This is a genomic window from Nostoc sp., assembly GCF_036917395.1.
In the GTDB taxonomy this organism is placed as follows: domain Bacteria; phylum Cyanobacteriota; class Cyanobacteriia; order Cyanobacteriales; family Nostocaceae; genus Nostoc.
Genome location: NZ_JBALDI010000068.1, coordinates 67,065 through 83,705, shown reverse-complemented (window position 1 = coordinate 83,705; position 16,641 = coordinate 67,065). Strand labels below are relative to the sequence as shown.

The window sequence follows — 16,641 nt, the reverse complement described above, 5'->3', positions numbered from 1 at the left end:
TTAATTCAAAGCAAGATTCCTAAAAATTTAGGGCTACCAAAATTATTAATACTAATTATAATTATGCACCTGAAAATTGCCACATGCAAAGTTTTCCATGGATACTTGATCGGGTAAGAGGCGGTTGCCGTCGGCAACCGCCTCTTACTCTCCTCATAATGATTCTTATTACCGTTTAAGTTGAGACTCTTGATTTTTTGAGTGATTTATTTTTTGGAAGTCCCTAAATCTTTTTTTAGATTGAGCTTCCAACACAGCAAATGCAAGTTTTTATTTAACACCTTATACCTGACACCTCCTATAGTTCTTTTTGGTAGTAATGCGATTGCACTATGTTTTAACATTTGAATAAAATTGGCAGAATTGGTCGTGCATCAAAATTCTTTTTTCTAATACCCTCGTCAAAGGTTAACTCTAGCAGTGGAGATTCCCCTCGTTCAATAACTACAGCACTATTTACACAAAGCACAGACATAGCATCAGTCAAATCTTTGTCACTATTAATTATAATTTTGACGCTCGTTAGCTTTCTGACACCCAAGGGATGAGAGATTAACTGCTGATGCGCCGTTAACGAGGGATCAAGCCAATTTTTAATAGTAGCACAATCAGGAATCACAAAGCAAAAAGGCTCTTGTTGATTTGCAAGATTTTCTGCTGCAAAACTAATAGACATCTTTGTTGGCATCCACTCAGCCCAGTATAAAGTTGAATGGGATACCAACTTACTCTCGTCAAACTTCCTGCGTAGACCGATACCAAAAGGTGATGCTCCTATGCGTTGTCCACGAACACGGGTTAGCGTCTGAACGTCTGTTAGCTCAGATTGCTGTTCCACTAAATGTTTATCTTCTATCCAAATTACCTCAAGATAAGTATTCTCAAAAAAAATTATCTTTGAGGCTGTTCCTTGCTTGACATGCTGTACTAGTTGATTAGAACAGTAAAGACCAAGTTCTTCAAGCACTGAAACACTTTCAGTGCCTTTTGTCGTGCAGATAAAAATGTGATCTACCTCTAGAAAACAATCATCTGCACTGATTTGGGGTGACGTTGTTTGCATTGGAACAAATTCTCAGCTTTAGTTTTTCTTGCTGAACTTTAGACTCTAGCCAAAGAAATTTACCTTACTCAGTAACCTATGTGTAAAAAGTTAAGCTGTAGTCTTGGTTGAGCTTATATTTACCAAACTCAGCACTCAGGACTCAGTACTGAGTAATTTTTATTTACTCAGCATTTACGTACTTGATAAAAGCCCCCCTTTTGTGAGTGGTCTTTTAACTTAGTACTCTTCATCTGCACTCAAATGAACATCAAAAATTAGGAATATTATTCAAGTAGGATACCTGTTTTTGGTATGAAAAACCGATTTTTTTCTTTTTTCCTCATTTATAAGGTAGGTCTTAATTATAAAGATTATCATTAAGTTTTAAAAATATCAAGTTCGAGAATATCAAGCTACTTACCTCATAAATTTCCTCTGGCTGAAATCTTCTCAGCCATGACGTTTACTGGATTCTAGAGCGCCAGTCCAGTAGAAGGTTTTGACAAATACTTAACTATGTGTAGAAGAATAAAACGCCTATTATGGTCGAAATATTTAGGTCTGGTTTTTAGCGATGTCTACGACGGGCTACGCCTACGCATTTAAACAAAGCATCAAAATCCTCGATTTTAACAACATCCATATCCTGTGTTTTACGTCAACTATTTCTAGTGGACTGGCTCTCTAGGCACAATCAACATATAACCCAGATTTTGTACTTCACTAAGTAGCATAAAAAACTACGTTTCTAGTCAATTTAAAACAATAGTTTTTCACAATCAAGTAACTACTAGATTTTTTACTAACTTAATTATGTGTTTATATTTAAGCTGTTTTTGCAACTTATTACACCTGTATTTGTGCTACAAAATGAAGTGCGGAATGTGGGATATAATCAACTATGATAAATTTTGTATAAAAAGTAATCTTAGATAAATTGTGAGCAAGTTAAAAAAACAGGATCAAGTACTCACTGGTTTCGACTACGAAATTTTGGATGACAAACAGCGTATTGTTATTCAGCAGCGAACTGGAGAAATTAAGGAGCGCTTACGGCGTTCAGCACAAGATATTTGGGAAATTGGTCAAAAGCTGGCTGATGTGCGTTCAAGGCTCAAGCACGGACAGTTTGAGACTTGGCTGAAAGCTGAGTTTGGTTGGAGCCGACGGACGGCTTACAATTTTATTAATGTTTATGAAGCATTTGCTGAACGTGCAAATTTTGCACAAATAGATATTGCCACATCTGCTCTCTACCTTTTAGCAGCACCATCAACTCCTGAAAATGTCCGTGAAGAAATTTTACAACGTGCTAAAGAAGGCGAAACCTTAACTCATAAGAGTATTCGTCGGGTAATTAAGGAAGAGAAATCACAGTCTACCGCTCCTTCCCCTAAGCCACCACAGCCACTAACTTCTAAGCCAGAGATTGTAACTATAATTCCAAAGGAGGCAATTCAAGTCGAAACGCCAGTTTCAGAGGTAACTGTAGCAAAGATATCAACAGTCTCACCTATTATTAAAACTCTTGATGCAATCGAGTCAAGTTGGTTTTTACTGGAAAAGCAACATTTTGTTTTGTGTGGTGATACAGCCTCACCTCAATTCGTCGAACGCATACCCTTTGCTGCTCTTGCTATTGCCATTACCTCTGATGACTGGGATCACGATTGGTTAGTTGAGCGGGCAAAAACTGTGATTATCTTTCCGGAATCAGATATCAAGTCAGGTCTGATTGAACAACTGATCAAGATGTTTTCGGCATCTGGGGATATAGTGATTTTTCCTTGGCTACCAAGCATGGATATGATAAAAATCGCTCATCAGCTAAATAGGCGAGTGTTTGCGGGAGATCCTAATATTGAACGTTGTCGTCAAGTGATCGCACAATCCCGATTAAAAACTGAGCCATTGAGCTATTCTTAGATTATTGAATTTTTCTGATCCCAATTCCCGACTCCAAAACATTCAATAGTTTTTCTTCCAAAGCAGTTAAATAAGGTCGGTTCAGTTTTCCTAAAGACTCCAAAAACCTTTGAACCGATTCTTCCAATGCAATAGAGTATATTTTGCTGATGCGATCGCTGATTTGTTGTATTTGCTGACATTCTGAATGTGAGTAATCATAAGACTTGAGATGCTTTAATCCAATGCTGTACTCTCCATCCCAAAGCCTTACAATGCATGTGAAATCACTTGCTTGAGTGACTATGCCCCAACACCCACCCTTGCCCCTGAGTTCGGGATTGTCCTGGGCAATGATTTGGCAAACTTCGCCAATTTCATAGGTATTTGGTACTTGAGTTGTTTCCATAATGCGTTGCACTACGTCTTTGACCATCCTACCAGTTGGCACTCTACCACTAGCCTCCTGAACTGAAAGCTGCCACGCTTGTTGCTGTTGCCGGGGTTCTAGCTTTGTCAGGGGACGGACTTGGCGCTCACTAGTTGGTAGAATTTGTGTCCCATTAGTTGTCAAGTCCTCATTCTCCAAAATTTGACAACCATTGGTTGTCAAATTGTCGTAAACATCGGCTGCGGCAATCAAGTAATTTGACTGTTGCCGACTATGACCAAAGCGATCGCGGCAATAATCCTCAAATGCTTTGTGTGTAGAACGGTACAGCCTGCGATCACGTAACTCCATTAACGCCTTCCCTCCTTCATAAAAAGCGCATTCAACTTTTTGCTCTAAGTGTAGGCGTAAGCTTTGTTCCTCTTTACTTAACTCTTGGACTTCAACAGCAGTAACGGTAATTGCTACTGAAGCGAGATTTGTTTGTTGAGCAGTATCTTTGCTTGTAGAGCATTCTGGTAGTTTTGGATCGCGAGAGTCAGCAGAGGTGGTTCTTTGACCCTGAAAAGGTGGTTTGTTCATTCTCTCGCTTTGAAACCAATAGTGTTTGAGCCAATATTAAGTTTTACCATGATTTGTGCCTTGAGGCGATCGCACATTCACTATTTAGATCTGAGCCATTGGACTACCCTTAAACTACGGAGTTCTTGTACTTGGGCTAAAATCAGGTTCTTTCAAACACTTGGTTTTCCAAATTTTGGCATCTATCAAAAGAAATAAATTAAATTAATGATAATTATAACTAATAAAACACTTTGTTACTTATATTTATTAATTATTATTGAGGGATTGCGTAAATGCCACAATCCCTAGTAATGTGAGAAAGTAAGTCTAAATGAAAATAAGTAGCAACATATAAGTTTGCATGGGTAGCTTACCAATTTGCGGCTGTCTTTCCTAAAGCAACATCCAAGTCTGTCTAAAAGTTTTCTCAATGAATTAAATAATTCTGTAAAAGCACCACATTGAGCAAGAAAGGGCTATGTTTTTTAAGGTTTGCTGGATTTTATCTAAGTGGATTGTCAAGAAAATACACATAAAAACTGACTCAAACACTTGTTCAGCCAAAAGTGAGTCTGAGATAATTTTGCCACTATTGTTTGCCTGCATCTGATTAGCTGAGACATAGTAATGACCTCAATTCTCAATTACTTTCGAGAAATTCCCTCTCCATGTGCGACAATCGTTGATATTCTGCGCGATCGCAGTTTCCAAATGCCGCACACACAAGCGTTCACTTTCCTTGAAGATGGAGAAACTCAGGAATTAACGCTGACTTACCATGAGTTGGATCGGCGTAGTCGGGCTGTAGCAGCTCAACTTCAAGCTCTTGGTTTGAGTGGAAAACGCGCCATATTACTGTATACTCCTGGACTGGATTATCTCACAGCATTTTTTGGTTGTTTATACAGTGGGGTAGTGGCAGTTCCAGCTTATCCGCCTCGCAATCAACGTAAAACACCCAGAATACAAGCTATTAGTATAGATGCACAAGCAAGTGTTGCTCTCACCACAACAGCAATGCTCCCCACATTACAATCGATACTCACACCTGAAACAAAACAGGGGAATTTTCGCTGGCTGACAACTGACAACATAGCACAGGGTCTAGAAGACTCTTGGCAAGAATCTACAATTAATGGCGATACTTTAGCCTTTTTACAATACACATCGGGTTCTACAGGCACACCAAAGGGAGTGATGCTCAGTCATGGCAACCTCTTGCATAACACTGCTGTAACTTACCAACTCATGGAGCATTCACCCAGTAGCAAGTTTGTATCCTGGCTACCTGTTTACCATGATATGGGGTTAATTGGTGGGATTTTGCAACCTTTGTATGGCGGGTTTGGTTGCATTTTAATGTCGCCAGCATCTTTTCTGCAACAACCTTACCGTTGGTTACAGGCGATTTCCCGCTACAAAGGCACTACCAGTGGTGGTCCCAACTTTGCTTATGAACAGTGTATTCAAAAGATTAGTCAACAACAAAAAGAAACTCTCGACTTAAGTAGTTGGAGTGTTGCGTTTAACGGTGCTGAACCAGTCCGGCAAGATACTCTTGAGCAATTTGCAACCACCTTTGCAGAGTGTGGCTTTCGTCCGGAAGTATTTTACCCCTGTTACGGCATGGCGGAAGCAACTTTGATAGTTTCTGGTGGGATCAAAACGGCTTTAGCTAAAGTAAAAACTGTAGAGAAATCTGCACTTTCACAGAACCAGATAGTCGAAGCAACTACCCAGAGTCAAGATATCCAAAGCTTTGTCAGTTGTGGTGAAACTATTCCTCAACAGCAAATTATCATTGTTAATTCTGAAACATTAACTCGCTGTGCATCAGATGAAGTTGGTGAAATCTGGGTATCTGGACTGAGTGTAGGTCAGGGTTACTGGAATCGAACAGAAGAAACAGAGCAAACATTCCACGCCTATCTAAAAGATACAAAAGAGGGGCCGTTTTTACGGACTGGTGACTTAGGCTTTTTGGACAATGGTGAGCTTTTCATTACAGGTAGAGTAAAAGATTTAATTATTATTCGCGGTCGTAATCTTTACCCGCAAGATATCGAATCAACCGCCCAAGGCAGCCATCCATCCTTACGTTCCGGTGCTAATGCAGCATTTACAGTAGAGGTTAACAACGAAGAAAGGCTTGTAGTTGTACAAGAATTAGAGTTTCGCGCCAAGCCAAATTTAGCAGAAGTAGTTAATGCAATTCGGCAATCAATTACTGAAGAACATGAAGTACAAGTTTATGGTGTAGTTTTAATTAAACCAGGTAGTATACTTAAAACTTCCAGTGGTAAGATTCAACGTCGTGCAACTCGCACTCAGTTTGAGAATGGTGAACTAAATGTAGTTAAAAGTGACATTCTCAAGATTAGTGATATTGCCAGAAACGAAACTCAATTACAACGTTCTGAACTTTTGGCATTTTCCCCAAGGGAGTGTCAACCGATTCTAGAATCTTATTTAATTGAACTTTTGGCGGGAGTACTTTCAATTGCAACAGATGATATCAATCCTCAAGAACCATTAAGCACGCTGGGACTAGACTCTTTAAAAGTATTTGAATTAAAAAACCGGATTGAGGTTGATTTAGAGGTAGAAGTATCCGTAGCAGACTTTTTTGAAGGAATGAGTATGCGATCGCTAGCTACAAAGATCCTCGCTCAACTGACAACAGATGCACTACCGTCAATATTCCTTACCCAAGCAGAAAAAACTACATCCATTCAGCCTCTATCTTTTGCCCAACAGGGATTATGGTTTATCAATCAGTTTACTCCTGATAGTCATACATATAACATTCCTATAGTTATTAGCTTAAAAGGTTGCATTAATTTAGCAGTCTTACAAGATAGTCTTAATGAAATTATTAGACGACACGAAGTATTACGGACAAGCTTTGCAGCGGTTGATGGACAACCAGCCCAAGTTATAAATCAAGTGCCACCTTTAACTTTGGCGGTTGAAGATTTGCGTTCCCTTTCTGATAGTGAACGCACTCAAGAAGCACAACATTTGGCTATAGAATTCGCACAGCAGCCATTTGACTTATCTGATCAATCGCTTTTGCGGATTAAAGTTTTAAAATTAAATGATAAATATTATCAATTGTTGGTCACTCTGCATCATATAATTGCAGATGGTTGGTCTATAGGTATTCTGATTAAAGAACTAGCTGCACTATATGAAGCATTCTCCAGGGACAAATCACCACTTCCTGAATTACCCATTCAGTATAGAGATTTTGTCAATTGGCAACGAAAATGGCTTGATGGCGAACGCATTCAACCAAAACTTGCCTATTGGAAACAAAAGTTAAGTGGTGAGCTACCTGTACTGAATTTACCAACGGATCGTGCGCGATCGCCAGTTCAAACATTCAAAGGTGCTCAAACGAAATTAGTTCTTTCTCAAACTCTGACAAAAGAATTGAAGAATTTGAGCCGTCAGCAGGGAGTAACCCTGTTTATAACCTTGCTTACAGCCTTCAAAACCTTGCTGTATCGTTATACAGGTCAGACTGATATTTTAGTCGGTTCGCCAATCGCCAATCGTAACAGAACAGAAGTTGAATCATTAATCGGATTTTTTGTCAATGTTTTAGTCCTTCGTACAGACTTATCTGGTGACCTGAGTTTTCAGGAGTTATTAGCGCGGGTGAAGTCAACAGCTTTAGAAGCTTATGTTCATCAAGACTTCCCTTTTGAGAAGTTAGTAGAAGAACTACAGCCAAATAGAGACTTGAGTTACAATCCACTATTTCAAGTGATGTTCGTTCTCCAGAATGTGCCAAAACCCAACTTAAGTCTATCGGATGTATCCGTTACCTATGAGGAGGGCTACAACGGGACATCTAAGTTTGATTTGACATTGTTTATGGAGGATTCCGAGCAAGGGTTGGTTACAACTTGCGAGTACAACACAGATTTATTTAATGTAGATTCTATTACCAGAATGCTGGGACATTTCCAGACTTTACTGGAAAGCATAGTTAGCGATCCCAAAAAACAGATTTCAGATTTGCAATTATTAACCCCATCTCAAGTAGAGCAATTATTAGTTGAATGGAATGATACCAAGATAGATTATCCACAAGATAAGTGTATTCATCAATTGTTTGAAGCACAGGTAGAGAAAACACCAGATGCTGTCGCAGTCGTCTTTGAAAACCAACGACTAACCTACCGCGAGTTAAATCACCGAGCAAATCAACTAGCACACTACTTACATAAGCTTGGTATAAAGTCAGAAGAGATTATTGGTATTTGTATGGAGCGCTCTGTAGAAATGGTGGTGGCTCTAATAGCTATTCTGAAAGCTGGTGAGGCATATTTACCGCTAGACCCAGCATATCCCAAAGAGCGGTTAGCTTTTATGCTGGCAGATGCTCAAGTAACAGTGTTATTAACGCAACGACATTTGGAAAATGAACTACCACCACATCAAGCACAAGTGGTATGTATAGATACTGAGTGCTCAATATGTATAGATTGTAGTTCTCAAAATCCAATCAGTGATGTAAAGCTACAAAATTTAGCATATGTAATTTATACATCTGGTTCTACGGGAAGACCCAAAGGTGTGATGAATACTCATCAGGGTTTGTGTAATCGCTTGCTCTGGATGCAAGATACTTATCAATTAACATCATCTGACAAAGTTTTACAGAAAACTCCTTTTAGCTTTGATGTTTCTGTTTGGGAATTCTTCTGGCCTTTGTTGACAGGTGCAAGTTTAATTGTAGCTAAACCAAATGGTCATCAAGATGCACGGTATATAGCGGAATTTATATCCCAACAACAAATAACTACACTTCATTTTGTTCCTTCTATGCTGCAAGTTTTTCTAGAGGAAGAAAAACGTCACAACTGTAAAAGTATCAAACGTGTATTTTGTAGTGGAGAAGCTTTATCTTTTGATTTGCAGCAGCAATTTTTTAATAGTTTTGATGCAGAATTACATAACCTTTATGGACCAACCGAAGCATCTATTGATGTGACAGCGTGGTGCTGTGAATCTGTGAATAATAACAAAATTGTTCCTATTGGTCGTCCAATTGCTAATACACAGATATTTATCTTAGATACACATTTACAACCTGTTCCTATTGGAGTGATCGGTGAGTTATATATTGCGGGAGTAGGATTAGCACGGGGTTACTTGAATAGACCAGAATTAACTGAAGAAAAGTTTATCCCTAATCCGTTTAAGGATTTACAATTAAATGGGAATTTTTCTAGTCAAAATCTTAATTTAGACGCACGTATTTACAAAACGGGAGATTTAGCACGCTATCGTTCAGATGGAAACATTGAATTTTTAGGCAGAATTGACCATCAAGTGAAAATTCGCGGTTTCCGTATTGAACTAGGAGAAATCGAAGCTTTATTAGAGCAACATCCACAGGTACGAGAAACAGTAGTAGTAGCTAGAGAAGATATACCAAATGACTGTCGCCTAGTTGCATATCTTATTAATCATGAGAATACTACGCTTTTTGTAAATGAACTACGGGGATTTATCAAAGAAAAACTGCCCGAATATATGCTTCCTTCTGTTTTTGTCGTGTTAGATGCTTTACCTTTGACACCTAACGGTAAAATAGACCGTCGTGCATTAAAAGCACCTGAAAATCTGCGTCCAAAGTTAACAGCATCTTTTCAGCCACCTCAGTCTGAAATGGAACAGCAGATTGCAAAGTTTTGGCAAGAAGTACTACATTTAGATAAAGTAGGTATTCATGATAATTTCTTTGACCTTGGTGGGCATTCACTACTGATGCTGCAAGTAAATAACAAACTGCGGGCAATTTTGCAGCGAGATATATCAGTTGTTACTATGTTCCAGAACCCAACTATTTACTCTTTAGCGGAATACTTAAGTCAACAGCGACAGCTTTCTTTTACAGTCACAAGTGATCGCGCTCAAAAGCAAATTGAGGCTATCAATCGCCAAAAACAACAATTGAGTAAGCAAGGTAAAAAGATTTATGATTAGTACTATACATAATAATGCTGTAGAAGGTATTGCCATCGTTGGCATGGCAGGGCGTTTTCCCGGTGCTAAAAATATTGAAGAATTTTGGCAGAATTTACAATCTGGTGTAGAGTCAATTTCTCTCTTTACAGATGAAGAGGTAATATCTGATGGAATTGATCTTAATATATTAAGCGATCGCAATTATGTAAAAGCCAGTGCCATATTAAAAGATATCGATTTATTTGACGCTTTATTTTTTAGTTTCAATCCAAAAGAAGCAGAAATTACTGACCCACAACACCGTATTTTTTTAGAGTGTGCCTGTGTTGCATTAGAAAATGCTGGCTATGATTCTAACAAGAGTGACAGTCGTATTGGAGTTTACGCTGGTGCTAGTCTCAATAACTATTATTCATTAGATTTAAACCGCGATCGCCTGGGTTCAGCCCAATGCTACCAAACAGTAATTGGTAATGATAAAGATTTTCTGACTACCCGTGTTTCTTATAAATTAAATTTAACTGGTCCAAGTATTACAGTACAAACAGCTTGCTCCACCTCATTAGTTGCAACAACACTAGCTTGTCAAAGTTTGTTGAATTATCAATGCGATATGGCTTTAGCAGGTGGGGTTTCTATCCACGTACCTCAAAAAACAGGTTATTTGTACGAACCGGGAGGAACACTATCACCTGATGGTCACTGTCGTGCTTTTGATGCCAAAGCGCAGGGAACAACTATTGGTAATGGTGTGGGAATTGTTGTCCTTAAGCGATTGAGTGATGCTTTAGCAGATGGTGACTGTATCCATGCTGTAATTAGAGGTTCAGCTATTAATAATGATGGCTCTGGTAAAGTTGGCTACACAGCGCCTAGCGTAAATGGTCAAGCAGAGGTAATTGCTGAAGCGATGATGCTGGCGGGAGTTGAGCCTGAGACAATCAACTATATCGAAGCTCACGGTACTGGTACAATCTTAGGCGATCCCATTGAAATTGCAGCCCTCTCTCAAATCTTTCGTAGCAGTAACAACAAAAAAGGCTTCTGTGCGATCGGTTCAGTTAAAACAAACATAGGTCATTTAGATGCAGCATCTGGGATTGCAGGATTGATTAAAACGGTTTTAGCCCTGAAATATCAGCAAATACCACCAAGCTTAAATTTTGAGCAGCCAAATCCCCAGATTGATTTTGCGAATAGTCCCTTTTATGTCAATACAAAACTAGCAGAATGGAAAGCGGGAAGTAACCCTCGGCGTGCTGGTGTGAGTTCTTTGGGTATTGGTGGGACTAATGCTCATGTCATTCTAGAAGAAGCACCAATGCTGGAACCGTCTAGCCCTTCTCGTCCCTGGCAATTGTTGCTACTTTCTGCCAAAACTGAATCGGCTCTAGAAACTGCAACAGAGAACTTAGTTCAATACCTCCAGCTACATACCGATGTGAACTTAGGGAATATAGCGTATACCCTGCAAGTGGGGCGTGCTGGATTTAATCATCGTCGTGTGCTGGTGTGTCAAGATATTGAGGATGCAGCCAGCGCCTTGCAGTTACAAGATCCACAAAGAGTTTTTACTCGCTTAGTTGAAAGCGGCGATCGCCCCATCGCTTTTATGTTTCCTGGACAGGGCGCTCAGTATGTGGACATGGGTAAAGAACTTTACCAGACTGAGCCAATTTTTCAACAACAGGTCGATTTGTGCTGTCAATTGCTACAACCTCATCTTGGGTTGGATTTACGATCAATCATATATCCGGGTGAGTCTGAGTTAGAAGCCGCAGCACAAAAACTGCAACAAACTAATATTACTCAGCCTGTATTGTTTGTGATAGAGTATGCTCTGGCTCAGTTGTGGATGTCATGGGGAATTTCTCCAGGTGCAATGATTGGTCATAGCATCGGCGAATATGTAGCAGCTTGCCTTGCTGGTGTAGTGTCAGTTGAAGATGCTTTGGCGCTAGTGGCGGCGCGTGGACGACTGATGCAACAACTACCATCTGGTGCTATGCTCTCTGTACCACTGCCAGAGTCAGAAGTTAAAGCTTTACTTGATGAAAAATTATCTCTAGCTGCTTGTAATGCACCATCTTTATGTGTGGTTTCGGGAACCCATGATGCCATAGACGTATTTCAAAATAAGCTCCAAGGTATAGAGTGTCGCCGTCTGCATACCTCCCACGCTTTTCATTCCGAAATGATGGAACCCATCTTGGAGCCATTCCAAAAACAAATCGATAAAGTCAAACTACATCCCCCAAAAATTCCTTTTATCTCCAATGTCACAGGAACCTGGATAACAGCAGAGCAAGCCACAGATCCCAATTACTGGGTAAGACATTTGCGTCAAACGGTACAGTTTGCAGCAGGCATTTCTGCGTTGCTACAAGAGCCAAATCGCATCCTGTTAGAAGTGGGACCAGGACGTACCTTGTGTACATTTGCTCAAAAGCATTTAGATGCCGTAGGACTGTGTTCATTACGACATCCTAAAGAAAAACACTCAGATATAAAGTTCTTACTGAACACATTAGGTAAGCTATGGCTATCTGGAGTACAGATAGAATGGTCAGGATTTTATGCCCACGAGCGCCGTCATCGTCTTCCTCTACCAACATATCCCTTCGAGCGCCAGCGTTACTGGATTGAAGCCCAAAAAGAGATAGCAACTGTCAAGACAAGTGTAGAGGCGTTGTCTATCACCTCTTTACCAAGTAAAAAACAAGATATTGCCAACTGGTTCTACGTTCCATCATGGAAACGCTCTGTGCTACCCGAAAAGCACAAGAGTGAAAAATCAGTTTTGTCTTGCATTCTTGTGTTTATTGATGAGTACGGCTTAGGTGAAGAACTTATAAAACGACTGGAACTGGAAGGTCAGGATGCGATCGCTGTCAGCGTCGGATCGGAGTTGACAAAACTGAGCGACTCCAAATATACCCTAAATCCTCAACAACAGGACGGCTACGACGCTTTACTCAAGGAACTTCTAGCACAAGATAAGTTCCCAAATACGATTGTGCATTTATGGAATGTCACGCCTGTTGATAAGACAGAATTAGACCTAGCAGCAGTTGACAAAGCTGAAGATTTAGGATTTTACAGTCTGCTATTTCTCGCCCAGGCACTTGGAAAACAAAACCTTACCAAGCAACTGCATATAGCAGTCATCTCTAACAATATGCAGGAAGTAACGGGTGAAGAGGTGCTGTGTCCCGAAAAAGCAACTGTTATTGGACCTGTTAAAGTCATTCCACAAGAATACCCTGACATCAGTTGTCGTAACATTGATGTTGTAATTCCCTTAGAAGTAAGAAGTTGGCAAACTGAGAAACTCATAGACCAACTGTTGAACGAGTTAGATGCTCCATCTTCTGATTTAGCGATCGCCTATCGAGGAAATCATCGCTGGGTACAACACTTTGAATCTGTCTGCTTGAATCAAGCTACCGAAAAAACACTAAGATTAAGGAAAGAAGGAGTCTATTTAATCACAGGTGGACTTGGAGGAATTGGACTTACTCTGGCAGAGCATTTGGCAAAGACAATACAAGCAAAACTACTGCTTGTAGGACGTTCAGAATTTCCACAGCCAGACAAGTGGAGTGAGTGGCTAACTGAGCACGACGAGCAAGACAGCACCAGCCGTAAGATTCTCAAAGTGCAAGAACTTGAACAACTGGGTGCAAAAGTTTTGGTAGTAAGCGCTGATGTCACAAATCTTGAACAAATGCATTGGGCGATTCAAAAAACGCAGGAACACTTTGGCAACTTCAACGGTGTGATCCATGCTGCTGGAGTTCCCGGAGGTGGTGTGATTCAGCGAAAAACGCCGCAAATGACAGCAAGTATTCTAGCACCTAAGGTGAAAGGAACACTCGTTCTCAATAGTATTCTCCAGGGTGTTCAGCTAGATTTCTTTGTCCTGTGTTCTTCAATGACTGCCATCCAAGCGGAATTTGGACAGGTTGATTATGTTAGTGCCAATGCTTTTCTTGACGCTTTTGCTCACTATAAGACCAATCGAGATGGTATATTCACCGTAGCGATCAACTGGTCTGCTTGGCAAGAAGTGGGTATGGCTGCGAAAGCAATCAAGCAATCTGCCCAAACCCAAGATATTCCCAAACCTCAATTTCAAGCAGTGAACCATCCCTTATTTGAGCAATGCATAGTAGAGGGAAGAGAGCAAGAAATATATATTTCTAAGTTTAGTGTGATCAAACATTGGGTTCTCAATGAACATAAGGTGATGGGAAAGGCGACACTTCCAGGAACAGCCTACTTAGAAATGGCTAGAGCTGCTTTTAAAAACCATGCTGAAAATAAGACAATTGAAATCCGTGAAGTGTATTTCCTGACTCCCTTAGTGGTAGAAGCAGATGAAGAAAAAGAAGTTCGTACACTGCTGAAAAAGCAGGGAGATAAGTTTGAATTTTCAATCATTAGCCAATCGAACTCTGGGGAAGATAAATGGCAGGAACATGCTAGGGGTGAATTAGCTTGCATAGAAGTAGAATCCCTGGAAAAGTATGAAATCGAAGAAATTGCTGCTCGGTGTAACCAAGAAATCATCCTTAGGAAAGATGAGGGGAAACCTCAAGTAAAATACATAGAATTCGGTTCCAGATGGGATAACTTCAAGCAGATACAATTTGGTACAAATCAAGGGTTTGCTATTCTGGAACTGTCTACAGAGTTTGCGGCTGACCTTAATTCGTATAAATTGCATCCTGCCTTATTAGACAATGCCAATGGTTTTTTGAGTCTCAAGGACGAAGGCAATTACTTACCGTTTTCTTATAAAAGATTGAAGTTTAGAGAATCTCTACCTGAAAAAGTATACAGTTACATTAGATACAGTAAAAAAAATAAAAATCGTAACAATTCTCTGAAATTTGACATCACTATTATGGATGACCAAGGGAGAGGATTGGTCGAGATAGAAGAGTATACTTTAAGGAAAGTAGAGAGTCAGATAGCAAGCCCCGCTCAACAAAAGTCTTCCGCTTCTCTCAGCCAAAACTTCTGTTTGAAAATTTCCTCTCCTGGCATTTTAGAAACTCTGATATTTCAATCAGTACCACGCCAGCAACCAGGTCGAGGTGAGGTAGAAATAGAAGTTGGTGCAACTGGTCTTAACTTCAAAGATGTACTCCTGGCTCTAGGAATGCTTCCCGTACTATCTGATGTTGATCTCAAGTTCGGTTTGGAGTGTGCTGGAAAGATAGTTGCGTTGGGAGAAGGGGTTGAGAGGTTTGAAATTGGAGATGAAGTGATTGCTCTTGGCGACAGATGTTTTAGCCGATTTCTCACAACTTCTGCTTTGTCAGTTGCACTCAAACCCAAACATCTGAGTTTGGAACAAGCAGCAACAATTCCGGTAGCTTTTACCACAGCTTACTACTCCTTGATCAAATTAGGCAGGCTCAGTCAGGGCGATCGCGTTCTCATTCATGCTGCTACTGGTGGAGTTGGCTTGGCTGCGGTGCAAATTGCCCAGTGGGTAGGAGCAAAAATCTTCGCCACTGCGGGGAACGCAGAGAAACGAGCATTTCTACATTCGATGGGTGTTGAGCATGTCTTTGATTCTCGGTCTGTTGCTTTTGCTGATGAAGTAATGCAATGCACAAATGGTAAGGGTGTGGATGTGGTTTTGAATTCACTTGCAGGCGAATTCTTGACCAAGAGTCTAGATGTATTAGCACCTTACGGACGCTTCCTCGAAATTGGTAAGCGTGATATCCTCAACAATAGCCAATTAGGACTAGGAGTCTTTGCAAAATGCTTGTCATTCTTTGCGATCAACTTAGATTCCCAAGTTCCTAACTATAGTGATCTGTGGCATGAGGTGGTACAACATTTCTATAACGGAAATTTTAGTCCCCTACCTCATCGGGTCTTTCCCATTGATTCGATGACTCATGCCTTTGAATATATGGCTAAAGCCAAGCATATTGGTAAGATTGTCGTATCTCTGGAAAATCAAGATTTTTTAAATACTCAAGTTGTTGCGTCAAACGGAGTTAGCTCTCAACGAACAGCGATCGCAACTTTTTCTGACTTATGGCATTCTGCTTCAGATGGACTGAAGAAAAAAACCACTACACCTGTTAATACGTATCAAAGACAGTTACTTCAGCGAGGGTTATCACCAAAAGAAGGAGTAGAGGCGTTTAGTCGGATTATCGGGAATACTCTTTGCCAGGTTTTGGTATCAACCTATGATTTTCGGGTTCAGGTCAAGCCAGATTTGCTAGATAGCTCACCCAATTTACAAGAAGCTACAAAGAAAGACAACTCCTCTAAACCAACACATCCAAGACCAGAACTGAGCAGTGCCTATGTTGCTCCCACTAATGATATAGAGCGTAAGCTTGCTAATCTTTTTCAAGAGTTCCTGGGTATTGAGCAGGTAGGCGTCCATGATAGCTTCTTTGCTTTAGGGGGAGACTCCCTAATAGGAACTGTACTGATTTCTCAGCTTCGCAAAAATTTTCAAATAGAAGTACCTGTTGATTCTCTGTTTGAGGCACCCACTGTAGGCAAGTTGGCTTTGGTTATTGAAGAAATTCTTATAGAAGAGTTAGAACACTTATCTGAAGATGAAGCTAATTAGATTTAAAAAGCAATAAAACTTTTGATGTGCAATTGTCAAACTAGATAAAAAGCGATCAGTTCACAATAGCAATCATGAAAATTAAAGTCGTTGGTATTATCACAGCAGGTGTAATGGGAATCGGGGTATTTTAAT

At 40.2% G+C, this 16,641-nt stretch carries 5 protein-coding genes; 3 read left to right on the top strand and 2 right to left on the bottom strand.

Annotated elements, in window-relative coordinates; translation table 11 throughout:
• Window positions 1-337: 337 nt before the first annotated feature.
• On the bottom strand, window positions 338-1,063 hold the full coding sequence (locus V7K46_RS23280; RefSeq protein WP_335117254.1) for a VOC family protein: 726 nt from the start codon (window positions 1,061-1,063) through the stop codon (window positions 338-340).
• A 921-nt stretch (window positions 1,064-1,984) separates the two neighbouring features.
• Between V7K46_RS23280 and V7K46_RS23275 the strand changes: the two genes are divergently transcribed.
• A complete protein-coding gene (locus tag V7K46_RS23275) occupies window positions 1,985-2,971 on the top strand; it encodes a DUF3102 domain-containing protein (RefSeq protein ID WP_335117252.1) in 987 nt (328 codons plus the stop codon).
• 1 nt (window position 2,972) lies between these two features.
• Here V7K46_RS23275 and V7K46_RS23270 read toward each other — a convergent pair whose 3' ends face one another.
• Entirely contained in the window at window positions 2,973-3,923 is a 951-nt protein-coding gene (locus V7K46_RS23270) for a hypothetical protein (protein ID WP_335117250.1), read from the bottom strand.
• A gap of 609 nt (window positions 3,924-4,532) precedes the next feature.
• On the opposite strand from V7K46_RS23270, the gene V7K46_RS23265 reads away from it, so the two are divergent.
• Together V7K46_RS23265 and V7K46_RS23260 are read left to right on the top strand one after the other, a co-directional pair.
• Window positions 4,533-9,908, top strand: coding sequence for an amino acid adenylation domain-containing protein (locus tag V7K46_RS23265; RefSeq protein ID WP_335117248.1), 5,376 nt, complete (start codon window positions 4,533-4,535; stop codon window positions 9,906-9,908).
• A complete protein-coding gene (locus tag V7K46_RS23260) occupies window positions 9,901-16,506 on the top strand; it encodes an SDR family NAD(P)-dependent oxidoreductase (RefSeq protein ID WP_335117247.1) in 6,606 nt (2,201 codons plus the stop codon). Before V7K46_RS23265 ends, V7K46_RS23260 begins: the two co-directional genes overlap by 8 nt.
• Window positions 16,507-16,641 lie beyond the last annotated feature (135 nt).

Excerpts from the sequence above, each read along its gene's own strand:
- V7K46_RS23280 (WP_335117254.1), bottom strand. The coding sequence starts at position 1,063 with ATGCAAACAACGTCACCCCAAATCAGTGCAGATGATTGTTTTCTAGAG.
- V7K46_RS23270 (WP_335117250.1), bottom strand. The coding sequence starts at position 3,923 with ATGAACAAACCACCTTTTCAGGGTCAAAGAACCACCTCTGCTGACTCT.
- V7K46_RS23265 (WP_335117248.1), top strand. The coding sequence starts at position 4,533 with ATGACCTCAATTCTCAATTACTTTCGAGAAATTCCCTCTCCATGTGCG.
- V7K46_RS23260 (WP_335117247.1), top strand. The coding sequence starts at position 9,901 with ATGATTAGTACTATACATAATAATGCTGTAGAAGGTATTGCCATCGTT.